22 protein-coding genes are annotated in these 23261 nt (G+C 45.3%); 4 read left to right on the forward strand and 18 right to left on the reverse strand.

Annotation, left to right across the window (positions count from 1 at the left end; genetic code table 11):
• Positions 1–66: 66 nt before the first annotated feature.
• Positions 67–645 (reverse strand): 5-formyltetrahydrofolate cyclo-ligase, encoded by a 579-nt coding sequence (locus EIZ39_RS17540; RefSeq protein WP_164985152.1) that lies wholly within the window; start codon positions 643–645, stop codon positions 67–69.
• Positions 646–731: 86 nt separating this feature from the next.
• Between EIZ39_RS17540 and abc-f the strand changes: the two genes are divergently transcribed.
• Positions 732–2654, forward strand: coding sequence for a ribosomal protection-like ABC-F family protein (gene abc-f / locus EIZ39_RS17545; protein ID WP_129201397.1), 1923 nt, complete (start codon positions 732–734; stop codon positions 2652–2654).
• 514 nt (positions 2655–3168) lie between these two features.
• On the opposite strand, the gene EIZ39_RS17550 is transcribed toward abc-f, so the two are convergent.
• The 5 genes from EIZ39_RS17550 to tsaE form a co-directional block, all read right to left on the reverse strand.
• Positions 3169–5361: a hypothetical protein gene (locus EIZ39_RS17550; RefSeq protein WP_129201398.1), complete on the reverse strand. Its 2193-nt coding sequence runs from the start codon at positions 5359–5361 to the stop codon at positions 3169–3171.
• Positions 5362–5632: 271 nt separating this feature from the next.
• Positions 5633–6703, reverse strand: coding sequence for a tRNA (adenosine(37)-N6)-threonylcarbamoyltransferase complex transferase subunit TsaD (tsaD, locus tag EIZ39_RS17555; protein WP_129201399.1), 1071 nt, complete (start codon positions 6701–6703; stop codon positions 5633–5635).
• The gene (gene rimI, locus EIZ39_RS17560; RefSeq protein ID WP_240675857.1) at positions 6666–7151 is read right to left on the reverse strand and encodes a ribosomal protein S18-alanine N-acetyltransferase; all 486 of its coding nucleotides are present in this window, start codon (positions 7149–7151) and stop codon (positions 6666–6668) included. Before rimI ends, tsaD begins: the two co-directional genes overlap by 38 nt.
• A gap of 16 nt (positions 7152–7167) precedes the next feature.
• Complete coding sequence (gene tsaB, locus EIZ39_RS17565) at positions 7168–7860, reverse strand: tRNA (adenosine(37)-N6)-threonylcarbamoyltransferase complex dimerization subunit type 1 TsaB (RefSeq protein WP_129201400.1); 693 nt, start codon at positions 7858–7860, stop codon at positions 7168–7170.
• Complete coding sequence (gene tsaE / locus EIZ39_RS17570; RefSeq protein ID WP_240675858.1) at positions 7857–8324, reverse strand: tRNA (adenosine(37)-N6)-threonylcarbamoyltransferase complex ATPase subunit type 1 TsaE; 468 nt, start codon at positions 8322–8324, stop codon at positions 7857–7859. The genes tsaB and tsaE overlap by 4 nt, the downstream gene beginning before the upstream one ends.
• A gap of 159 nt (positions 8325–8483) precedes the next feature.
• Here tsaE and EIZ39_RS17575 point away from each other — a divergent pair, with 159 nt between their 5' ends.
• On the forward strand, positions 8484–8825 hold the full coding sequence (locus EIZ39_RS17575; RefSeq protein WP_129201401.1) for a hydrolase/acyltransferase: 342 nt from the start codon (positions 8484–8486) through the stop codon (positions 8823–8825).
• An 86-nt stretch (positions 8826–8911) separates the two neighbouring features.
• Entirely contained in the window at positions 8912–9037 is a 126-nt protein-coding gene (gene cmpA / locus EIZ39_RS17580; protein ID WP_129201402.1) for a cortex morphogenetic protein CmpA, read from the forward strand.
• Positions 9038–9098: 61 nt separating this feature from the next.
• Here the strand turns inward: cmpA and EIZ39_RS17585 are convergent, their stop codons facing one another.
• The 8 genes from EIZ39_RS17585 to acpS form a co-directional block, all read right to left on the reverse strand.
• Positions 9099–11258, reverse strand: coding sequence for a Tex family protein (locus EIZ39_RS17585; RefSeq protein WP_129201403.1), 2160 nt, complete (start codon positions 11256–11258; stop codon positions 9099–9101).
• A 205-nt stretch (positions 11259–11463) separates the two neighbouring features.
• On the reverse strand, positions 11464–11814 hold the full coding sequence (gene ndoA / locus EIZ39_RS17590) for a type II toxin-antitoxin system endoribonuclease NdoA (RefSeq protein ID WP_129201404.1): 351 nt from the start codon (positions 11812–11814) through the stop codon (positions 11464–11466).
• A gap of 3 nt (positions 11815–11817) precedes the next feature.
• The gene (locus EIZ39_RS17595; RefSeq protein WP_205668585.1) at positions 11818–12087 is read right to left on the reverse strand and encodes a CopG family ribbon-helix-helix protein; all 270 of its coding nucleotides are present in this window, start codon (positions 12085–12087) and stop codon (positions 11818–11820) included.
• A gap of 269 nt (positions 12088–12356) precedes the next feature.
• Entirely contained in the window at positions 12357–13511 is a 1155-nt protein-coding gene (gene alr, locus EIZ39_RS17600) for an alanine racemase (RefSeq protein ID WP_129201405.1), read from the reverse strand.
• Between the two features lie 6 nt (positions 13512–13517).
• On the reverse strand, positions 13518–13943 hold the full coding sequence (locus tag EIZ39_RS17605) for a hypothetical protein (protein WP_164985153.1): 426 nt from the start codon (positions 13941–13943) through the stop codon (positions 13518–13520).
• 159 nt (positions 13944–14102) lie between these two features.
• Positions 14103–15128, reverse strand: a complete 1026-nt coding sequence (locus EIZ39_RS17610; protein WP_129201407.1) for a DUF4367 domain-containing protein — start codon at positions 15126–15128, stop codon at positions 14103–14105.
• 139 nt (positions 15129–15267) lie between these two features.
• On the reverse strand, positions 15268–16803 hold the full coding sequence (locus EIZ39_RS17615) for an NAD(P)H-hydrate dehydratase (RefSeq protein ID WP_129201408.1): 1536 nt from the start codon (positions 16801–16803) through the stop codon (positions 15268–15270).
• An 80-nt stretch (positions 16804–16883) separates the two neighbouring features.
• Positions 16884–17264 (reverse strand): holo-ACP synthase, encoded by a 381-nt coding sequence (gene acpS, locus EIZ39_RS17620; protein WP_129201409.1) that lies wholly within the window; start codon positions 17262–17264, stop codon positions 16884–16886.
• A gap of 134 nt (positions 17265–17398) precedes the next feature.
• Between acpS and EIZ39_RS17625 the strand changes: the two genes are divergently transcribed.
• Positions 17399–18070 carry a DNA-binding response regulator gene (locus EIZ39_RS17625; protein ID WP_129201410.1) on the forward strand — a complete coding sequence of 224 codons (672 nt, stop codon included), beginning with the start codon at positions 17399–17401 and terminating at the stop codon, positions 18068–18070.
• 353 nt (positions 18071–18423) lie between these two features.
• Here the strand turns inward: EIZ39_RS17625 and pyk are convergent, their stop codons facing one another.
• The 4 genes from pyk to EIZ39_RS17645 form a co-directional block, all read right to left on the reverse strand.
• Entirely contained in the window at positions 18424–20172 is a 1749-nt protein-coding gene (gene pyk, locus EIZ39_RS17630; protein WP_129201411.1) for a pyruvate kinase, read from the reverse strand.
• A 17-nt stretch (positions 20173–20189) separates the two neighbouring features.
• Positions 20190–21149, reverse strand: coding sequence for a 6-phosphofructokinase (gene pfkA, locus EIZ39_RS17635; RefSeq protein WP_129201412.1), 960 nt, complete (start codon positions 21147–21149; stop codon positions 20190–20192).
• Complete coding sequence (locus EIZ39_RS17640; protein ID WP_129201413.1) at positions 21146–22126, reverse strand: ROK family glucokinase; 981 nt, start codon at positions 22124–22126, stop codon at positions 21146–21148. Before EIZ39_RS17640 ends, pfkA begins: the two co-directional genes overlap by 4 nt.
• A gap of 103 nt (positions 22127–22229) precedes the next feature.
• Positions 22230–23168 carry a C40 family peptidase gene (locus EIZ39_RS17645; protein ID WP_164985154.1) on the reverse strand — a complete coding sequence of 313 codons (939 nt, stop codon included), beginning with the start codon at positions 23166–23168 and terminating at the stop codon, positions 22230–22232.
• Positions 23169–23261 lie beyond the last annotated feature (93 nt).

The following is a 23261-nucleotide window of genomic DNA, read 5'->3' on the forward strand; positions in this document are numbered from 1 at the left end:
AAAGATAAATAAGTCTCAGTTCAGTAACAAGAGTCCATCTATATTGTACATGATTTCACAACGTAATTAAAACGAATTTATACAGTCAATCCATCCCTCGTCCGTAACAATGGTTTCCATCCGGAAGTCATGGTCATCCATTGGAATGGATTCTACGATTTGTTCTACAAAACAAGGTGCGATCATCCTTGGCAGTTTAGGAAGCTTTGACAAAAAACGATCATAGTAGCCCCCTCCATACCCAAGTCTTCCACCATTATGGTCAAAAGCTACACCTGGCATAATAATAAGATCTATTTTCTCTAGATTCGCTGTCGGTGATATTTCGGGGTCAGGCTCTAAGATGCCATAGATTCCCGGAACTAAGGTTTCCCATCCCCTAAACAGGTAAGGAACCATTTCTTTTTTTTCTACAAACGTCTTCGGAATAACGACTTCTTTTCCCTCTTGCAAGGCCGTCGATAACAGCTCACGAATATCCACTTCATCCCCAAAAGGGACAAAGGAAAACAAAGTTTTTGCTTCTTTATAGCTTTGGTTATCTAATATTTGACGAACAATTTGCTCAGACTTTTTCTTTCTTATACTGCTCTCTATCTGACTTCTCTTGGATAGTATTTGCTTTCTTAACCATTTTTTGCTCACTATGTTCATCTTCCTCCCTTCCCCGTCACCTTTCGCATAAGGAATGTGGTAAACTAAAGAATGTATATTAATACGAGGTGACATCCATGATTTTATTACAAGCAGTTGACATTTCCAAATCGTTTGCTGCAGAACCCATACTCAGCGGAATAAACCTGCAGATTCAAACCGGCGAGAGAATTGGACTTGTCGGAGTTAATGGAGCAGGAAAATCTACACTTCTAAAGATTATTACTGGGCAATTCCTTCCAGATACCGGAGATATTCGTAAAGGTAAAGATGTTCAACTAGGATACCTCGCTCAAGACAGTGGACTAGAATCCGTCAAAACCATATGGGACGAGATGATTTCTGTCTTCTCTTCTTTGCGTAATATGGAAAACGACCTTCGTGCTCTCGAAAGCAAGATGGGCGATCCGATGCCAGAGAAAGATTATGAACAACTCTTAAGCCAATACTCTTCTCTCTCCGAGCGCTTTAAGGAGCTTGGCGGCTACCAATATGAGGCGAATATCCGAAGCATTCTTCATGGTTTAAGATTCTACGAAGAAGACTACCAGACCTTGATCTCCTCTCTCAGCGGTGGTCAGAAGACTCGGTTAGCCTTGTGCAAATTGCTTTTAACAACTCCAGACATTCTCGTATTGGACGAGCCGACCAACTACTTAGATATCGAAACTTTAACTTGGTTGGAAAGGTATCTGCACAACTACACGGGTGCCGTTCTCGTAGTATCCCATGACCGCTACTTCCTAGATGCCCTGGTTACGGTGATCTATGAGATTGAGCGGACGGAATGTAGAAGATTTGTTGGGAATTACTCCAAGTATCTTGATCTAAAAGCAGAAGATATCGAGCGGCAATTAGCGATGTTTGAGAAGCAACAATCCGAGATTAATCGCCTTGAAGACTTCATTGCCCGCAACATTGCCCGAGCCTCAACAACCAAGAGAGCCCAAAGCAGGAGAAAAATGCTCGATAAGATTGATAGAGTGAACCGTCCGATCACGGCGGACAAGCGAGTCTCCTTTTCCTTTGATATCGACCGGGTAAGTGGAAACGAAGTGTTAAAAATCAAAGATTTATCTGTAGGCTATAAGGACAAAAAGCTCAGCTCTGGGCTCACCTTCCAGTTAGACCGGGGAGAGCGTATCGCTTTACTCGGCCCGAATGGGATAGGAAAATCTACTCTTTTAAAGACCGTAGTCGGTGAATTGCAGCCTTTAGCTGGTTCTATCTCTCTTGGCTCTAATGTATCTATAGGATACTATGACCAGGAGCAAAAAGAACTGAATCTTGACAAAACCGTTCTACATGAGCTCTGGGATGATTACCCTCAGATGCTTGAGAAGGATATTCGTACGGTGCTAGGCAACTTTTTATTCAGTGGCGATGATGTGCTGAAGAAAATATCTTCCTTAAGCGGCGGAGAAAAAGCAAGAGTCAGCCTAGCTAAGCTCATGCTTCAGAACTCTAACTTTCTCATTCTCGATGAGCCAACCAACCACTTAGACATTTACAGTAAAGAAGTGCTAGAGAATGCCTTAGAGGACTACCCTGGTACTATTTTATTCGTGTCTCATGACCGTTATTTCTTAAATAAAATGGCGAGTCGAGTGATTGAGCTTGCGCCCCACGGAGCCGTGAGCTACTTAGGGAATTACGAATATTATCTTGAGAAGAAAACGGAAATGGAAGAGCTCGGGAAGGCAGCTCAGCCTACTGCTGCTGACACCACAGAAGATAAAGGTCGGAGAAACTCCGACAAAGAATCCTTCTTCCAAGATAAGGAACAACAAAAGAAAGAACGGCAACGCCAGCGCAAGATCGAGGAAATCGAGAAGAAAATTGAAGCGCTTGAAGTAGAGATTGCTCACTTTCAAGACCTTCTCTGTCAACCCGAAACCTTCGCCGATCCGGTGAAAGCTCACCAGATCAACCAAGAGCTTGAAGCGAAAAACCAGAGCTTAGAATCCTTGATGGAAGAGTGGGAGTCGTTACAGGAATAGGGATGATGGTTCGGCAGAGGATCCGGATGGTGATACCCACAGGCAATTAAGTGGAGGTTTTTCCGCTATTTCGTTGATCGGTTCAAAAATGGCTAGAATAAGCGGAATATTTTCCGTTAGTCGCCACCAAACCCCACTTTTGACTGTGTTTGAGGCGAATAGGCGGAATTCGTTCCGCTATTTCCCCCTCAAATTCCATCAAACTAAAAATAACCGGAAATTCTCCGGTTATTTTTCTTTCGGCTTCGGCTAGTGGCGGGAGGCAGGCCGGCACAGGGTCGTGCAAATAAGCGGAGGTTCTTCCGCTATTTGACCGATCGGTTCAAAAATGGCCATAATAAGCGGAATATTTTCCGTTAGTCGCCACCAAACCCTACCTTTGATTGGTTTTGAGGCGAATAAGCGGAATTGGTTCCGCTATTTCCCCCTCAAAGCCCTTCAAACTAAAAATAACCGGAATTACTCCGGTTATTTTTTCTGCCTAAAGTAGCCTACTACCACCCCACCCTGCGATCTACGCCTCCTCCATCTTTTCCTTCAATCCCAGGAATAGTAAAGGCACCACCATATAGATGATGGTTGTTGCCGCTGCCACAATACCAGAATCGTTTACGGCCAAAGCGGTAAAAGCTCCAACGATGATCCCGAAGAATCCTCTTACAGCATAGGGGTACTTCTCTGATAGACGTCTGATCATTCCTGCTGGTCTATAACATAGCAACCCTAACACCAGCAAAGAAGTAATAAACACCTTACTCCAGGACGATACTCCAATCAGCTTCCAGTTCATGGATAATTTACGCTCGATAATCTGCCCAATCTCTGCCCAGTTCCCCTGCGCTAGCTTTTCCATGGCTCTCCCGATATGAGACTGAACTTGATCCGCCGCCATCATGTTAATGAGAAACAGACTTGATAGCGCAACAACGAGCGATAACATCCCCCAGAAGATATACCTTCCATTCAACCGGATATCAAACAATCGAATAAACGAGGTGCTATAAGCCGCAACAGCCGTTAGGGCTCCTCCTGCATTCGTTCCCCATCCCGGCAAGGAGAAGAAAATGAGATAGAGTCCGAATACTCCCATGGCGACTCCTTTAACGATAGCCATGTGTTTTTTAGTAATTTCCAGAAGCATCGCCAAACTAAGAATAGAACTGCCGATTACGACTCCCATATATTCATTGCCGATTCCATAGTACCTTGCCCCTATAATCGGATCATAGCCGAGATAGGAACGCTTCATCAAGGAAGATTGCCACCCTATTCCGTCAAGTAAGATGGGAATCCAGTTTAACAAACTAATCACTAAAAACAACCATGGAAAAGGTAAACGAATCACTGCCGCAGATAAAGCAGTTCCCAGAACCAGCAAGAAGATAATCGTCAAGTTAGCTTGTTGGATCATAGGAAACGACGGGAGAATAAGAAACAGAAACGGTGACAAAGTAATCACAAGCAACAGAAAACGAAGGATCCCATTTATAGTACGATACAAGGGGTGAGACGGTTTAGCCAAGAACCAAAAGGCTGCAGCGACCAGTAAAACGGCAACTTGAAAGGTGACATACCCATACAATACCTTCGAACGTGTGGAATAGATATGTTTAATCTCCTCCCAATCCTTCCAAAACGACTGATTTCCTTGGACAACTGAGATCGTCCTCCCGGTTATCTCTCCTGGAATAGGGATTCCCAACCACTGTAAAATCGTCGGTGCAACATCCACATTCGCTACTACTCCTGCTTGTCGTGTTGTTGCGGTATAGAGAATGCCTTCCCCTCGATGAGGACCGATGTGAACAAAAGGAGACATCATGGACTTTATGGCTTGTGCATCCGAATGGACCATTGGAGAAAGAACGAGAATCATATCGTCCTCTGTTCTCCTCTCTACCAGACTTCCTATAAAAGCATTCATTTCTGCTAGGATTTGATCTTTCATCTTAGCGAAGTGGTCGCCATTCATGGCATTCTTCATGGAATACAGACGATAGAGATCCCCAAGTTCTATCACAAGGAGCGATGCCTCATCATGAGTCTCCAGCTGCTCTAGAATATAACTATAATCCGTAGTCATGCCATAAACTTTCTGTGGATCCATTCGGTTCACACGATCCGAGATATCCCCTGCGTCCACAGCACCTCTGCTATTCATCACAAGAGCTGGGGCAAATCTCGCGACATCTTCTCCTTTATCCGAGTTCCCTATCACATAGGTATGTAGGCCTTGCTGCTGAAGTTGGTCACCCAACAGCCCAGGACGAATCGTGTACGGTTGATTTCTGTTGTTATCCACAAGCTGGTGAAAACTCGGAAGATAAATCGACCTATCATTTCCTTCGACACCCACAAGCTGTTGATAAAGATGTTTAGCGAAAGTTTGACCCACCAACTCGTTCCCCATATACGCTTCCGCTGCCTTAGCTTGCCCTACCGCACGTGTTCCACTGCTCATTGTGATCAGATTGTTCCAATCACTGATTTCAGCTGCCGTTCTCAGATTCATCGCCCCAACAACACCCTCATGCAACCATTGCCCTTTTTCCATCGACTCCATTTGTTTGACGTCTTCTAGGGAAAAATGATTAATCAGGACGACAAAAACTCGATTTGTCGGCTGCTGTTGAGAAGCCATGACGGAGCCTGACAAGAACAAACAGAAAAAAACCAAAATTGTGGATAAAATATTCCGAATCATCACAAATTACCCTCTTTTCCACAATACCCACATAGTTATACACAGCCTTCGTAGCTGTAATCGCGCGTTTCTACTTGATTATCCACATTTTCGACAAAATACGTTCTTATTTTTATTAACGTGCTAAATTAGTTACAAACCCAGCAATATCACTTACTCACAGACTTACTCACATTATCCACAGATTTTTATAAATAACTTGTCCACGGGAACGTGCGTGCGGAAGAAACGATAGTTAAAAAGAAAAAAGACAACTATTTACATAGTTGCCCTTTTAACTCAAAGGTAAACCAGGAATCGCATTCAAATCCAATTCCGCAAAGTCTCCCCTTAGATATTGAATATAACCAGCAGCAGCGATCATGGCCGCATTATCCGTACAGAGAGACAACGGAGGAATGACCAAATCAATTCCTTCCTTTTCACTTCGGTTTGTGAGCTCTGTACGTAGCCCTCTATTCGCGGCTACTCCGCCGGCTAACAGGACCTGCTTAACTCCGTATTGTTCCACAGCACGGAAAGTTTTCTCTACCAACACTTCAATGACGGAAGCCTGAAAACTCGCAGCTACATCGGCTGGGGATAACTCTTCACCCCGCTGAGCCGCATTATGCAACGTATTCAACACAGCTGACTTCAAACCGCTGAAGCTAAAATCATAAGAACCCGGTTCTAACCAAGATCTAGGGAAAGGAATAGAAGCTTTCCCCTCATGAGCTAACCGATCAATATGAGGACCTCCTGGATAAGGCAAGGATAAGGAACGAGCGACTTTATCATAAGCTTCCCCTGCTGCATCATCCCTCGTCTGTCCCAGTATCTCATAGGAACCATGCTCTTTCATATACACTAATTCCGTATGTCCACCCGATACGACGAGAGAAATAAGCGGGAATTCCATCTCTTTGACTAAACGATTCGCATAGATATGTCCAGCAATATGATGGACACCGATTAACGGAATTCCCTTCGCATAAGCTATGGACTTAGCCGCTGAAACGCCAACAAGTAGGGCTCCTACCAGCCCCGGACCATACGTGACAGCGATCGCAGATACATCATCAAGTGTGATCTCTGCCTTATCCAGAGCTTCTTGGAGAATGACCGTGATGCCCTCCACATGCTGACGAGAGGCTACCTCGGGAACAACCCCGCCAAAACGCTTATGAATCTCCACTTGCGAAGAGATGACATTCGAACAGATCTCTACACCGTCCCGAATCACAGCTGCTGATGTTTCGTCGCAGCTCGTTTCAATGCCTAAGATATAACATGGCTTGCCCGAAATTTGCTGCTGTTCATATTTTTCAAGAACTCTTTGTTTCCACTGATTTGTCTTCAACATGATCAAAGTTCACCCACATAATTAGGGCATCCTCACCATTATCGGAATAGTATCTAGGACGAACCCCTGTTTTATCGAATCCTAATTTCTTGTACAAGCCTTGCGCGACGGTATTTGATACTCTTACTTCCAATGTCATGGCATTGGCCCCTTGACAGATCGCATGAAGCTTCATGGCGACCATCAGCTTTTCGCCCCACTTCTTCCCTCGATACTCAGATGCAATGGCGATGTTGGTGACATGGGCTTCATCTCCTATGATCCACATGCCCCCGTATCCTGCTACTTGTCCTTCTACCTCGAGAACTAAATAATAAGAAAATTGATTGTTAGACAGTTCATTTTCAAACGATTGCCTCGACCAAGGAATCGTAAACGTCGTCTTCTCAATCTCCTCAACCTTGTCGATATCATGGAGCGTCATTCTACGGACGAGATAATTTTCCATGGCTAGCGAATCTCACCTACTTCCCTTGTGAAGCTAACCATTTCGACTCGGCTTCAGCGAGCTGAAGATACTGCGGGGTAAAAGTATCTACTTCCACATGTCGTCCCGCCTTTATTTCTTCCATGCCTATTCTTGCAATATAGGAGGCTCGCGGAACATTCCATTCCGCCGGTCCGAACACGGCTAGTGTCCCCATCTTATCCACAATCATCTGACGGTGCAGAGCCACATCATCTCCAAGAAATAAGACAGGTGTGCCCTCACTTGCCAACTGCTCTGACCATGGCTCGACCAGAAGAATTTGATCTTTCATCACGCGTTCACCGTTCTCAAATAAGCTCGCATAAGCTTGGCCTCTCCTTGCATCAAACATTGGACACACTCGCCCTGGAAAATAAGGAGCATTCCCAGCTACCGCTTCTAAACTAGAGATCCCCACAAGCGGAATACCGAGTGACCAGGCCATGGACTTCGCTGTCGTGACTCCCATTCGCGTACCTGTATAAGAACCTGGACCATGGGCAATCGCAATCCCCGTGAGATCTGTCGGGTCTACATCCAATTCTTCCATTAGCAAGGAAATGGCTGGCATAAGTCGAATGGAATGATTCTTCTTTAGGTTGGTCGTATATTCCCCTAACAACTTATCCTCTTCCATGACAGCTACACTTAAAACTAAATTTGAGGTGTCTATTCCGAGTATCTTCATTTCTTCAACTCCTCACAGATCTTGCGAAAATGCGCGCCCTTCGGAATGAGTTGAATCTCTCTTGAATCTCCCTCTAATCGTTTAATATAAATAGAAAGCAATTCAGAAGGCAAAGAAGAGTCGATCCGGCTAGCCCACTCTACTACCGTTACACCCTCTCCATAAAAGTACTCATCAAAGCCCATTTCTTCAAACTCATCATCCATTCGATAGACATCCATATGATAAAGGGGCATTCGTCCCTGGTATTCTTTTATGATGGTAAAGGTAGGACTATTGACCACGCCCTTCACGCCTAAAGCTTGAGCTAATCCTTGGGTAAATGTCGTTTTCCCTGCACCTAGATCACCCTCTAAGGTAATGACATCTCCCGGTACGAGCCACTCAGCTAACCGCTCCGCCCATACTTGCGTCTGTTGCGCTGAATGGGACGTAAACACATATTCGTCATTTGAAGGATTCAAATTAGACACTCCTAGTATTCATTAGAAATTGTTCCCTGCTTATTATATCTTTCACCAACCTTGACCGCAATAAAACCAACAGGAAACTTGAAATGGTTCACAATATTGAAGTAGACTTAAAAGCAAATAGACAGCAGAAAGAGATGGAGGAAATTAGACATGCGCTTTTGCATCCTACAAGGACAATCTGGACTTGAATTCGTTGCTATACCGAAAGATCATATGTATCAATTTGTGGCCTTGTTTCGCCGTCTACATAAGGAGATTGATAAACTGACAGCCGGCGAGGTGCCAACTTTACCTTCCGTCATCGCAGAGTGCAGCGACCTTGAGATGGTGTCCTACGATCACGAAGTGGTAACTGGCCTAGATTATATTAATCGCCTAGAAGCTACTTTTGTAGAAATCCAAGAAGAAAACTATCCTTTGATCTCTTTATTGACTGAGATTCGTGCTTTTCAAGCTCAATTAGAGTATTTAGCGGAAGAAGAAGAAATTTAGTTGTTCACCCTCTTCCCTTTTCTGAATATCTTATTGTTAACAGATATTTCCCCAGACAGCAGAAGGGACAGAGGAGGGACTTAGGGATGCCAGAGTGGCTGCGCAAACAGTTGATGCGTGCCTTTCTCGGTAAAGATCGGAGACAAATCCGTCTTTTAAACGATTGTTGGTTCGTCTATAAACAAAAAAATACCGACAGGAGCTTTTCTTAAAAAGCAGCTCTTTCGTCATTGGGATAAAACGAAGGAAGCAGTCAATCATGACTGCTTCCTTTTATGATGTGACAGGAACCATAGAAAGTCCTACACGCATTTTCTTTACATCGATTTCTGTGACCCATACTGTAACAATTTGGCCTACGGATACGACATCTAAAGGGTGCTTAACATATTTTCCGCTTAGCTTTGAAATATGGACAAGCCCATCATTTTTCAACCCAATATCTACAAAAGCCCCGAAATCGACCACATTACGAACGGTTCCTTGCAGCTCCATTCCTACCTTCAGGTCTTGAATGGTCAATACATCTTTAAGCAATAAAGGCTTCGGCAACTCATCTCGAGGATCTCGACCTGGTCGAAGTAAGCTGTCTAGAATATCCTGAAGGGTGGGTTCCCCAACTTCCAATCGGGCTGCCATCTCCGGTACATTCACGGATTGAAGTAATTCCTTCGTTTCTGGAGAACCAATATCAGTAGCTTGAATCCCTAATAAATCTAGCAGCTTAGCCACCTTCTCATAGGATTCAGGATGGATTGGGGTCTTATCCAATGGGTTCGCCCCATCCATCACACGCAGGAAGCCGATACACTGTTCGTATGTTTTATCCCCTAAGCGAGGGACCTTCTTCAGCTGAGCCCGATTCGAGAACTTACCTGTTTCTTCTCTTAGCTTGACAATATTTTTCGCTACTTGCTTGCTTACTCCCGAAACATATTGAAGCAGGGAAGGAGAGGCGGTATTCACATCAACCCCAACATAGTTTACCGCGGATTCTACCACAAACTGAAGGCTCTCGGTCAGACGAGTTTGACTTACGTCATGCTGATACTGCCCGACTCCAATGGACTTAGGGTCGATTTTTACTAGCTCAGCCAGCGGATCTTGCAAACGGCGGGCAATGGATACCGCACTTCGCTCGGCAACATCTAAGTCAGGGAACTCTTCCCCTGCAAGCTTAGAGGCGGAATAAACACTTGCTCCTGCTTCACTCACAATAATATAGAAGATCTCTTGATTAATCTCCTTGAGCATCGTAGCGACGAATTCTTCAGTTTCCCGTGAAGCTGTCCCATTCCCAATCACTACAAGATTAACCCCATAGGTCTGGATCACATCTTTTAAAACACGTTTTGCTTCTTCGACTTTATTCATAGGAGGAGTCGGGTATACTACTCCTACCTTGTGAAGCTTGCCTGTTTCATCAACCACGGCATACTTACAGCCGGTTCGATAGGCAGGATCGACACCTAAAACCATCTTCCCTTTTACCGGAGCCTGTAATAGCAACTGGCGCAAGTTCTCCGCGAAAATATGAATGGCCTGTTCTTCCGCGGTTTCCGTTAACTCATTGCGGACTTCCCGCTCCACAGCTGGACTAATAAGACGCTTATAGCTATCCTCTAGTGCTGGCTCTAGGTAAGGCGCTGCCACCGTTTGACGCGGAATATATTTTCTTATCAAAAATTGCATGATCGGCGTCTCATCTAAATCGAGTTTAACCTTCAGAATGCCTTCCTTCTCCCCGCGGTTGACAGCTAAAATCCGATGGGGAACAATTCGTTTAACCGGTTCAGCATACTGGTAGTACATCTCGTAGACGTTCTTTTCCGATTCTTCGTCCTGTTTCTTCTCCGTCTGAATCAGGGCATTCTCCATCGTCTGTTTGCGGATCCACTTGCGTACATCCGGATCATCCGATACCATCTCTGCAATAATGTCCATAGCCCCCTGAAGGGCCTCTTCCGCGGTTGTTACTTGTTTTTCTTCGTTTATATATTGAGCCGCTTCCTCAAGTGGATTACCCTTCGTTGGCAAGCTCATAAGATATGCCGCCAGCGGTTCTAATCCCTTTTCCTTAGCCATGGTGGCTCTAGTTCTTCGTTTCTGACGATAAGGTCGGTAGAGATCCTCCACTTCCTGTAATTTCGTAGCGGAAAGAATATCCCGTTCAAGCTCTTCTGTCAGCTTGTCCTGTTCTGCGATGAGGCGAATCACTTCACTCTTACGCTCTTCTAAGTTACGCAGATAGGTCAAACGCTCTTGGATGGTACGAATTTGATTTTCATCTAGTGTTCCGGTTACTTCTTTACGATACCGTGCAATAAAAGGAACGGTATTCCCTTCATCGAGTAGTTCAACTGTATTTTTAACAAACTTGGATGCGATGCCGCTCTCCCTGGCAATCGTCTCGATCATCTGGTTCAAATCCATACCTTTTTCGCTCCTCTTGAAAGCTTTTCACTGCCTTCCATTCTACCACATTCCAAACTGGAATATCTAACCGTATCCTTGACTAAACGAGAAAAGGCTCACCGAAGTGAGCCTTGTTGATGGATATTCTATCGTGTTAAAGCTTAATGGGATGAGCTTGCCGAAAAGGAAATGAAAATTATTGCGGGTGTTTAACGCTCGTAGATTAAAAGTCGATCAGCCCTAGACTGATCTGTAAGGCTTCATTCACCTTATCCATCATCTCATCATCTAAATGGGTTATTTTGTCCGTCAAGCGTTGCTTATCAATCGTACGTATCTGCTCCAAAAGAATGACGGAATCCCGATCAAATCCATAGCTCTTAGCATCAATCTCGACGTGTGTAGGAAGCTTCGCCTTCTGAATCTGGGCTGTAATGGCCGCGACGATGACCGTCGGACTGAAACGATTTCCTATATCATTTTGGATAATTAGCACCGGACGAACGCCGCCCTGCTCTGAGCCAACAACAGGAGAAAGGTCCGCAAAGTATACATCGCCACGTTTAACAATCACAAATTACACCCCGCTTACTAAGCGGCCCAAGGTATAATTCGCTTCCTCTTCCGCTTGAAAAGCCTCCGAAGCTATGTTGAGATTAATATTTGCCATCTCCATGTAACCCTTCTGCATAGTCTCACGGATATGACGCTTCTTACGCTCTCTTAGGTAGAGTTTCATCGCTTGTCTGATAAATTCGCTTCGATTTGATTGTTCCCTTTCCACGACACCATCCACCTCTTCTAGTAAATGATGTGGCAAGCTGATCATAATACGCTTGGTATCCATCCTAGACAAGACAAACGCACCTCCAACGACACTTACACCATGTGATCTGCATAAAACGCATACTAATAGTACCATTATGTCGAAATGCATGCAGAAATATACCAGTGAGTATATATCCTAGCACGCATCTGCATACAACACAAGATACTAATTCTCTGTCGAAAGCCGATATCCTTCTACCAAATAGTAGGAATTATGACTCCACCGGCGCATTATACTCCATGATTGTACCACTATACTTGGATTCCCGACAAGGAAATACGACAATTTCAAAGGAGAAAATTTTTGGTCATTACGGTGTCTCCACCTTTACGGTAGACCCTAGGAACTCGCTTGCTGATCATGCAAGTTACCTCGTAATTGATGGTCTGGAGCTGATCTGCCACATCATCCACGGTTATCTGTTGGCCACCTTGACTGCCGATCAATACAACTTCATCACCTACACGAGGATCTATCACCGATGATATATCGATCATCAGCTGATCCATACAAACCCTTCCGACAATAGGTGTCCGGGTACCTTTCACGATAGCCTGCCCTTTATTGGATAAAGCTCGTGAAAAACCATCCGCATATCCGATGGGAAGAGACGCAATAACCGACTCACCTGAAGTAGTAAAAGTAGCCCCATAGCTAATCGAAGTTCCCGCAGGAACGCTCTTGATATGCGCGATCTTCGTTTTTAAGGAAAAAGCCTCCTTGAGCTCGATACCCTTATTTCTGGTGAAAGCAGACGGATATTGTCCATATAAGCTTATTCCCAATCGAATCATGTTATAACCCCAATTTGGATAAAGAATCCCACCGGCGCTATTGCTGCAATGAATAATAGGGAATGTGTATGGTTCAATCACTTTAATAAACGTATGATGCTGTTCCGTGGTATATGACGGATCTTCTTCATCCGCACAGGCAAAATGGGTAAAGACTCCCTCTGCCTCTACACGGTCGGATTCGGCAACCGCTTGCATCAATTGATCTAATTCTTCTTGTGTCCGTACACCGACCCTTCCCATACCGGTATCGAGCTTGATATGAATCTTAGCCTGCTTGTCCAGTCGGGCGCCTTCGTTCTGAATCGCAACAATGACTTCCGGATGGAACACGGTTAAGGTAATATCACGAGTAATCGCCTCGCCCACAAACTCCGGAGCGGTGTATCCTAACACAAGAACAGGGGCTGTAATCCCCGCTTCTCTTAATTCGATCGCCTCGTCTAGTAAGGCTACCCCGAGATAAGTAGCTCCAGCAGCTAGTGCTTCTTTTGCCACAGGAATGGCCCCATGTCCATAGCCATCTGCCTTAACAACAGCCATGATCTGCGTTTGCTCTGGAAGATGGGCCCGGAAAGCTCGTACATTATGAGCAATGGCATCAAGATCAACCTCTACCCAAGTATTGCGGTAAAACTTCTCTCCCATAGGTGATCACCTTTTCTTATTTTTTCTCACTTTCTGTAACTGATCATCTAGCATATCTAAAAATTTTCGAGAAACCATTAAAGGCTCCTTCTTCCCCTTCAACCGAAACAGAGCCTTCCATTCTGAAGCTCGCTCTACGTCAAGCAGAGAAAACACTCTTTCTTTCCCACCTAGACGAATAAACAGCTCCGTCTTCGTAAGAATATACTCTGGAGCTAGTACCCTTCTATAAATAATAGGAGCCCCTCCAATTATCACGACAGCCGACACTACCGCCAGTACTTTATACAAGCCGCTGTCAGCAGGCATATATCCTGCCAGAATGAACATGACCAGCATGTAAACAACCGTCTCGTAAATCCGGTAGCGTGTAGGTCTTTTTTGGAAGATATCCATATAATTTGATTGCTCTTGAATCATTATATCTTTCACTTCACCACACTCCTTTAAGATAACCATGGTCCCTAATAAAAAACCAGAGGAAAGGGCAGCCATAAATATAGGCTGCCCATAGTTATAATCTACCTTATCTGATTTATTCATGGAAGTCAATTTGTTCAATAGGGAGAAAAACGACGCCCTTCCTTTTCCTTATTTACCGATTTGATTAAAGGTAGACTTCGCGACAGAGATCATCTCATCTTCTGGGAGATCTCCTGTTAATAGGTATTCCACTCCATCGTAAGTCCAAGTCAGTGTTTTCTTCTGCTCACCGGTCATAACTGCTACCGTATGTCCAAGGTCAACGATTTCCCCGCTTGGATAGCTAACCGTAGCTGCCTTAGGTCTCTCTTCAATAAGGGTAAAGTTGAAATCGCCTTTATAGCGAAGAACAATCTGTGGCCCTTCCGCTGTATCTACTTTTTGCACCCCAGTGAATGTTGCCCCTTCCGGCACATAAGTAGGCTGGATCACACCAAAGCTGCCTGTTGGCTCTTGCTTAGGCTCTCCGTTCGCCATAGTCGGTACAGAGGACTGAAGCATACTTGTCTCCATATTTCTCTCTTTATTGAAGGAGTCATTATCAAACTTGGCATCCCCTTCAAAGTCGGCAAATTCCACAGTCACCATTACATTCTTGTTGGTATCCATGACATCCACTTTAATCGGCGACAGGTCGGTGCCTAACCAGATCTTCTGGGTCGTTAAGGAGCGATTTTGATAGTCTGCCTTCACTTCAAAAGCATACTTACCATCCTCTTCTGTAAATACGCGTTGCTCGTCATCTAAAATGCTCTTCACTAAAGATTCATACAAGTAAACTTGGGCATGATTTTCTGGCCATCCGCTTTGGAATCGGAAGCTTTTATTGAGATGAGGAGTAAGGACAAACACTCCCTCTTGGTTTCTAAGTATGATTTGCGTTATGTCTCTTTCCTTGGAAGTTAGAGCTACGCGATAGAAGTCAGGCTTGTTATGCCATACTTCTACATCATAAGTCTGAGGGTCCTTCCCCGTTTGCAAAGTAAGCTTTGCATTCATCTTGTACCCCGTCATTTTTTCTAGCTTCGTACCCAAGTCTCCAACAATTGCATCGACACCCTTAGGACCACAACCTGTTGCAAGCATGGATAGGATTGTGACTAGCATGATTAGCCATCCGAGTTTGCGTTTCATTATCTGATTCATCCCCTTCGCTCATTTTTTTAAGAAAACTTGGCGCTTTTCTCAAAGCTGACAAGCTTTCCTTGTCCTGTACGTTAATACAGGAGAAGAACAAAGGAGGGTCCCTTTTCAGGGTTATATACTGTGTATCTTACGCATTATCTGCGGTTAGATCTTTGACAGCTTTGCCAATCCAGTTTCCTAAATCAGTTGCTGCACCGCTATATTCGTCCATGAATTCTCCCGACATTCCGTGAAGATAAACCCCCAACAGAATCCCCGACAGTATGTTCCCCGTTTGATTGACAAAGGATCCAATCATGCCTGACAAGACATCTCCAGATCCCCCTTTAGCCAAGGAGGAGCTACCGCGTGGACTGACGAAGATTTCTCCTTTTGGAGTAGCAATGATGGTATAAGTCCCTTTAAGCACAACATACACCTGATGGTGAACAGCAAATTGTCGGGCAATGTGAGGTCGATTGGTTTCAACCTGCTCTACGGATACACCTGCTAGCCTGGCCATTTCACCGGGATGAGGCGTAAGCACAACCTGCTCTCTGCCTTTAAGCATGGAAAGATCTTTAGCTAAAAGATTTAGCGCATCTGCGTCCAGCAAGAGAGGGCCTGTTGTGTGACGGATGACTTGCTCCAGCCATTCGCTTCCAGGAGCCTGGCCCATTCCAGGGCCCACGATGGTAAAATCGAACCGCCCTTTCCTCTCGGTGAGCAACTTCCAGCTATTTTTAGAGAAATAGCCTTCTGTTTCGGGCCAAAGCCAATAGATCGCTTCCGTCACCTTACCAGCAACCATAGGCTGGATCGTTCTCGGTATAGCCAAGGTAACCATACCCGCCCCTGATCGAATCGCACCCATGGAGGCAAGAGCCGGTGCTCCTACATAAGAATGGCAACCACCAAGGATGAGAACATGCCCAAATGTTCCTTTATGAGAGTGGCGCGAACGCTTCGGCAAAAGAGAAGTCATCATCTTCTCGTCCAAAAGTTGATCCGTAGGTGCTAACTTTTCCCCTACCCAACCCGGGATGGAGATGTCTCTCACCAGAAGCTCACCGCAATACGCAGCACCAGGGAATAGGTATTGCCCCCACTTCGGGTAAGCAAACGTCACCGTTGCATCCGCCTCTACAGCGTTGGTTTCCACCGATCCTGTATCCGCATTTACCCCGCTTGGGATATCAATAGAGATCACGTCAGCTTGTTCCTGTTGATTGACCTCTTCAATGATCCTCCCTATTGGCTCCCTTAAAGGACCTTGAACCCCGGTTCCAAGCAGCCCGTCTACAATGAGAGTAGCCCACTGCAAGTCCTGAATGAACTCCTCCCAGCTACTGTTACCAAACAGCTTGACCGCATACTGGCTACCGATAAGCGCACGATAAGTCGTTGCCGCATCCGTACTCATCTTTTCCTCTGTCCCTACCAGCCAAGTTTGCACACGGTAACCTTTATTCAGCAAGTGCCGGGATACCACAAAAGCATCTCCGCCATTGTTTCCGTGTCCCGCTAAAACTACCACTCGAGCGTTCGGGGTGGCCCATCTGGCCTCCACTTCTTTCACCACAGCTTGCCCTGCTGCTTCCATCAAGATAATGCCTGGAATGCCGATTTCCTTCATGGCGAAGCGGTCAATCTCTCGCATTTGTTGCGCATTCACCAAATACACCCTTCTTCCCTCCTGATCCCGCGTTATATATGTATGTCCATACCTGTCCAGTTATGCTGACAACCCTTAATTTTATTAAATCATTCCTCGATAATCACTTGTGCTACGGCGTACTTCTTTTCGTGTGAGATGGAGACATGATAGCTTTGCTTTAGCTTGGGATTATGAATCTCCAGCCATTTTCGGCATAGCTCCAGTGTCGGCTTTCCTCTATCATCACGTAGTACGGCAACGTCTTGCCAGCTGAGTTCTTTCCCAAAACCAAACCCCGTCGCCTTCGCAAAAGCCTCTTTAGCCGCAAATCTTCCCGCTACATATTCGAGTTGTCGATCGCCTGTTGATGGCATTCCTTTTTGCTCGGTCTCGGTAAGTATTCTATTAATAAATTTCTGACCTTGTCTTTGTAGTACGTGTTGCATGCGTTCCTTATCCACAATATCGATGCCAATTCCTTTAATCATGTTATTGATGGCTCCAATCCCTACATTCTAATTTTTATATTATCAGATCATGATGGCAAAAAGAAAAGACGAGTTGGAATTTTTTTGATACGATAAGGTTGTACGAACCTACTGACTACTGAGGAGGAATGCTAATGAGTTTTGAAGAAGAGTACCAATCCTTTTTAGATCAACATGAAAAAGCAAGGGAAGGAGAACGGTTGAGGCGTCTAAAAGAGGGCCATGGCAAGGCTGAGCTATCCTTCTTACAGAATGTATGGTGGCCCCTCTTTCACCACTTTGACTATTTGCACCCCGAGTATGAAGTAGATGATTTCAAGGACGGGAAACGCTACTTAGATTATGCCTATATCCGCCCAGGAGTGAAGATTTGCTTTGAAGTCGATGGATATGGCCCCCACCTGAAAAATATTAGCCGCTGGCAGTTTGCAGACCAACTAGAGAGACAAAACCAGCTTATCATAGATGAGTGGACCGTCATCCGCTTCTCCTACGACCAAATCCTCGAACAACCCCGCCGATGCCAACAAACAACCCAACAAATCATCGGAAAATCACTTGGAGCAGACCCCCACCACAAGACCCTCACATTTATAGAAAAAGAAGTCATCCGTTTTGTGATCAATAAAGGTACGGCGGTGACTCCAGCCGAAGTAGAAAAGCTGCTCAAATTGTCCGATAAAACCGCAAGAAAAATCCTCTCACAAATGGTGCAAAAGAAGATTTTATACCCAGCCACAGGCCGCCAGCGTATCCGTTCTTATCGTCTGGGGGAAGGAGTTCAGAATCCGTTGTGTAGGATTTAGAGATGATGGGGGCTCGGGGGATCACCTCCAAACATAACAGGAGAAATTTCCGCTATTCTCCCCACAAGCCTCAAAACAGCCAAAATAGCGGAACGAATTCCGCCTATCGGCCTCCAAAACCTAAAAATCAGCTACTTTTAAACCATTTGCGGAAAATTTTCCGCTTATTTCAGACTAAAATGGGCAAACCAACCACTTAACGGAAAAATCTCCGCTTATCCCCCTCCACCTAGACCCCACACAAAGTGAGGGACCCCGGGAGCCCGGGGGTGGGTTCTCACCACCAATCCTGCCTACCACCCAACAAAAAAGGTGTGAATTCTCTCCAGAATTCACACCTACTTCAGTTCCTTTTACAAAACCCTTGCAAATCCGTGATAAATATGGCCTTGATGAGGGTCGATGGTGACTTCATCCCCGTCTTTAAGTGTAGTGGTTGCTTCCTCCACACCGATGATGACGGCCTTGCCTAAGTGAAGGCCAACAATGGCTCCGTGGGAGGTTAGTCCACCTTCTTCGGTAATGAGTCCAGCAGCTTTCTCAATATACGGGGTAATGTCTTTATCCGTTGCCTTGGCTACAAGGACGGTTCCTGAATCTACTCGATCCTCCCAGCCCTCACTGCCAACCACCACAACCTTGCCAGATGCTGAGATATCGCCGATGCCTTTTCCTCTTGCGACAACTTTTCCAACGATGTGGACTTTCATCATATTGGTCGTTCCTGGTTCACGAACGGGAACTCCAGCTGTGATGATAATCAAGTCACCGCGCTTAATAATCTTCTCTTGAACAGCAGCGTGAATGGCTTTCTCCATCATTTCGTCGGTATTGTCCGCACTCTCAAATCGAATCGGTACAACTCCCCATACCAAAGATAGTCGGTTCACTATGTGCTCGTGCGGTGTAACCGCCACGATTGGGCAAGCTGGACGATGCTTGGACACGACATGAGCCGTATATCCACTTTCTGTAGGGGTAAGGATGGCTGCCGCATGCAATGAAGAAGCCGTGGTAGTAACTGCTAGTCCCATCGCATCGGTGATCGTTACTTTCTCCGACTGGTACGGCTGCAGAACGCGTTCTCTGTACATGGCCGACGACTCAGCGCTTCGAGCGATGCGATCCATTGTCTCCACCGACTCCACTGGATATTTTCCTGCTGCTGTCTCCCCAGATAACATAATCGCATCTGTACCGTCAAAAATTGCATTGGCAACATCACTTGCTTCGGCGCGAGTAGGGCGGGGATTGTTCTGCATTGAATCCAACATCTGAGTAGCGGTAATAACCGGTTTTCCTAGGCGATTGCAGTTGCTTATTAATTTCTTTTGGACTAGAGGTACTTCCTCCGCAGGAATTTCGACCCCTAGATCACCACGAGCCACCATTAAACCATCAGCTACCCCAAGAATCTCGTCGGAGTTTAACACACCTTCCTCGTTCTCAATTTTAGCAATAATGGCGATGTTCGCCCCCTGCTCCTCTAACATTTGACGAATTTGCAGGACGTCGGAAGCTTTACGTACAAAGGAAGCCGCAATAAAATCCACTCGTTTGCGAATACCAAAATTAATGTCAGATACATCTTTTTCTGTAATACTTGGAAGGTTAACTGCAATCTTTGGCAGATTGACACCCTTGCGATTCTTCAACAACCCTCCGTCTACTACACGACAAAGTACTTCTTTTGCTCGAATCTCTTCCACTTTCAGTTCAATTAATCCGTCATCAATTAAGATGGTCGCACCTACATGCACATCCCGTGGGAGTTGATCATAGGTCACACTGACTTTTTCCTGGTTACCTTCGATCTGCTCAGTAGTAAGGATGAAGTGATCCCCTGTTACTAAAGTAACTTGACCCTCTGCAAGGATTCCCGTACGAATCTCAGGTCCTTTCGTATCGAGCATAATAGCGACATTCTTTCCTAATTCCTTAGCCACTTCGCGAATACGGTCGATTCTAACCTCATGCTCCTCATGAGAGCCGTGAGAAAAATTTAATCGAGCTACATTCATTCCTGCAAGGATTAATTTCTTTAGCGTTTCAGGCTGTTCACTGGCTGGTCCAATTGTACAAACAATCTTAGTTCTTCTCATCCCTTCACCTCATTTGTTTATATGGAAAGACTTCTTGCTAGATGGTATTTTGACATGTCAATCGTATGCTTGTCCTTGGCAGCTTCCCCGAATGGGGCATGAATGAGCTGGCCGCCCTTTAGACCAACCATTACTCCCTTTTGACCTTCTAAGAGGAGGTCAACAGCTTTCGCTCCCATCTGACTGGCCATCATTCGATCGTAAGCGGATGGGGATCCCCCACGTTGCAAGTGACCGAGGACAGTAACTCGCGTTTCTAAGCCGGTCCGATCCTGAATAATTTTTGCAATATCTGAACCACTGCTTACCCCTTCTGCTACAACAATGATACTATGCTTTTTCCCGCGGCGATTTCCTTGCTCTAAACGAAGGATGACATCATCCATATCCGTCTCCGCTTCCGGGATAATAATCGATTCGGCTCCGACACAGAGGCCAGACCATAAGGCAATGTCCCCTGCATCTCTACCCATAACCTCAATGATATAGGTGCGTTCATGAGAAGAAGCCGTATCTCTTATTTTATCAATGGCATCGACAACCGTATTGACAGCTGTATCAAACCCAATGGTATAGTCCGTTCCTGCAATATCATTATCAATAGTTCCTGGAATCCCTATCGTCGGGAAGCCTTGTGCTGTCAACTTCTCTGCTCCACGGAAAGATCCGTCTCCACCGATGACAATCAACCCGTCAATTTCGGACTCTCTCATTCGATGAAGAGCCTTCTGTTGTCCTTCTGGAGTTCTAAATTCTTCACTGCGAGCACTGCGCAAAATGGTTCCACCACGATGTATTATGTCCCCTACACTACCTAAGTCCATGGGGATGTAATCCCCTCGCATTAGCCCGTCATAGCCATGCTGGACTCCAAATACGCTTAACCCCTGAAAGATCCCTCGACGGACAACGGCTCGAATGGCCGGATTCATTCCCGGGGCATCTCCTCCGCTAGTGAGTACAGCGATTTTCTTCATGATAAACTCCCCCCATTCGAAACATTGCGATGGACAAGCCATGCGGCTCCAAGCCATCCCGCTCGATTTCCAAGCTTAGCCGGGACAATTTCGGCAGTTTCACTTACTTTCGATAATGCATACTTCTTAAAGTTCTTACGAATTGGTTCCATGAAGAAGTCTCCTGCCTTTGATACGCCTCCACCAATAACAATCTTCTCGGGATTCAATACATTGGATAATTGGGCAAGAGAGAGCCCGAGATAATACCCCACTTGGTCGAGAATCTTCTGGGCGGCTTGATCCCCTTGTCTAGCGACATCAATGACATCCTTCGCCGTAATCGCTCCTGTATTCTTGAGAACTTCAGCCAAAGGAGGAGATTCTCCTGCTTCAGCTATCTTACGCCCATAATAAGTCATAGCCGTAGCAGAAGTCTCAGTTTCTAAACAACCCATCTTGCCACAATTGCATCGTTGCCCTTCGTCCGCTCGAACGGTGACGTGACCAATCTCACCCGCTAAGCCAATAGCCCCGTGATAAATATCTCCATTAAGAATGAGCCCTCCGCCTATCCCTGTACCGACCGTAATGCAGATCAGATGGCGAGCGCCTACACCTGCCCCTTGCCACATCTCCCCTAGCGCAGCTGTATTGGCATCATTATCGACATAGCAAGGAAGACCAAGTAACACTTCTAATTCCTCTTTAAGGGATACATTCTTCCACCCTAAGTTTACAATTTCATAAATATAACCCTTCTCTATATCAAGCAAAGCTGGTACACCAACCCCTACACCCTTCACCGTATCCAGAGAGATCTGAGCCTCAGAAACCAGCTGATGAATCATCTCTTGGAAAACTTCTAGTACATCCTTATAATGTCCTTGCGGGGTAGGTCTTTCTAATTCGCGAACAGACTGCCCGGTCTCGGTGCAAATCCCCATCTTGATGGAGGTGCCACCTAAATCAATACCAGCATAATACTTTTGGTCCATAGAAGACTCCTTGTCAAATGGACAAAAAATGTCCCTGCTTTACATTCTGCGTCCATAGTATATTGTATATGAAACTCCAAAGATTGACAATGAACTTTTTGTATTATTTTGACAAACGTTTTGTAAACAATAGGTTTTCCTTCCAATAGCCTGATTGAATGGAATTAATGGTAACACCGTTCTTCCCGTGTGTATGTACAAACTTTCCATCCCCTATGTATATTCCTGCATGTCCAACGATAGAGTTGGTCTGAAAACGGCCAGGAATCTGGAAAAAAAGCATGTCCCCCGGCTTCATGTTTTCTGAACTCACCGGTATCCCCATAGCCGCTTGTGCTCTTGCCGTCCTTGGCAGCTCAATGCCAAAACGGGAGTAGACATGCCGAGTAAAAGAAGAACAGTCAAATCGCTTCGATTGCGGATAAGGATCTGCCCCGAATTGATAGGGAACCCCTAGGTATCTTCTTGCATAATGAACGAGCGAGGGTCGATGAAGCTCTGGCATTGATTTACCTGACATCCCCACTTGGCCCTGAACCTCTATTACGACTGGTGACCCATCCTCTATTCTCTTATCATTCATAGGGGCAATCGTTAGGCATTGTCGTGCTTCACTCCAGGTTACGGATGTTCCCCAGAGCTCCTGTAAAGCATCAATGGTTATGTATGGTTTTTGTTTAAACGTTTGTGGTGCCATAGATAGGATCATATCTTGACCATTCGCCCATGCTTCCGTTTGCTTCATGCTCACTTGATAGATAACATCCGTATACCCCATGCTAAACGTCTCATCCGTTACATCCCAGTGCGTCTGAAAGTCTAGCGATTGAGCAGCCTCTTCAAGGGGAATCCAAAGATGTCCAGCATTGTCTTTTCGATATAGTATATCAGAAAACGTCGATTTCTCCCCTACCATGAGACTAGCTGCTGCAACGGTTTCTCTTTGAACTCCCATCTGATAAGGATCTAACTTGGCACCGCAAGCTGTTAGTAACAACACAATGATCATGCACAAAATGTTCAATGAAGTTCGTTGAAACAAAATGTTTCACCTCTGCTCATAAGTGTTTACTTCCTTATATTGGAGAAAATTCCAAGGAAGTATTCACTTGTTTTGCAAAAGCGCTGAACCTCG

It is taken from the genome of Ammoniphilus sp. CFH 90114 (assembly GCF_004123195.1).
Classification (GTDB): Bacteria; Bacillota; Bacilli; order Aneurinibacillales; family RAOX-1; genus YIM-78166.

What these genes read in the sequence shown, in the direction of transcription:
- abc-f (WP_129201397.1), top strand. Translation starts at nt 732, where the DNA reads ATGATTTTATTACAAGCAGTTGACATTTCCAAATCGTTTGCTGCAGAA.
- tsaD (WP_129201399.1), bottom strand. Translation starts at nt 6,703, where the DNA reads ATGTTGAAGACAAATCAGTGGAAACAAAGAGTTCTTGAAAAATATGAA.
- rimI (WP_240675857.1), bottom strand. Translation starts at nt 7,151, where the DNA reads ATGGAAAATTATCTCGTCCGTAGAATGACGCTCCATGATATCGACAAG.
- tsaB (WP_129201400.1), bottom strand. Translation starts at nt 7,860, where the DNA reads ATGAAGATACTCGGAATAGACACCTCAAATTTAGTTTTAAGTGTAGCT.
- EIZ39_RS17575 (WP_129201401.1), top strand. Translation starts at nt 8,484, where the DNA reads ATGCGCTTTTGCATCCTACAAGGACAATCTGGACTTGAATTCGTTGCT.
- cmpA (WP_129201402.1), top strand. Translation starts at nt 8,912, where the DNA reads ATGCCAGAGTGGCTGCGCAAACAGTTGATGCGTGCCTTTCTCGGTAAA.
- EIZ39_RS17585 (WP_129201403.1), bottom strand. Translation starts at nt 11,258, where the DNA reads ATGGATTTGAACCAGATGATCGAGACGATTGCCAGGGAGAGCGGCATC.
- EIZ39_RS17595 (WP_205668585.1), bottom strand. Translation starts at nt 12,087, where the DNA reads ATGGATACCAAGCGTATTATGATCAGCTTGCCACATCATTTACTAGAA.
- alr (WP_129201405.1), bottom strand. Translation starts at nt 13,511, where the DNA reads ATGGGAGAGAAGTTTTACCGCAATACTTGGGTAGAGGTTGATCTTGAT.
- EIZ39_RS17610 (WP_129201407.1), bottom strand. Translation starts at nt 15,128, where the DNA reads ATGAAACGCAAACTCGGATGGCTAATCATGCTAGTCACAATCCTATCC.
- acpS (WP_129201409.1), bottom strand. Translation starts at nt 17,264, where the DNA reads ATGATTAAAGGAATTGGCATCGATATTGTGGATAAGGAACGCATGCAA.
- EIZ39_RS17625 (WP_129201410.1), top strand. Translation starts at nt 17,399, where the DNA reads ATGAGTTTTGAAGAAGAGTACCAATCCTTTTTAGATCAACATGAAAAA.
- pyk (WP_129201411.1), bottom strand. Translation starts at nt 20,172, where the DNA reads ATGAGAAGAACTAAGATTGTTTGTACAATTGGACCAGCCAGTGAACAG.
- pfkA (WP_129201412.1), bottom strand. Translation starts at nt 21,149, where the DNA reads ATGAAGAAAATCGCTGTACTCACTAGCGGAGGAGATGCCCCGGGAATG.
- EIZ39_RS17640 (WP_129201413.1), bottom strand. Translation starts at nt 22,126, where the DNA reads ATGGACCAAAAGTATTATGCTGGTATTGATTTAGGTGGCACCTCCATC.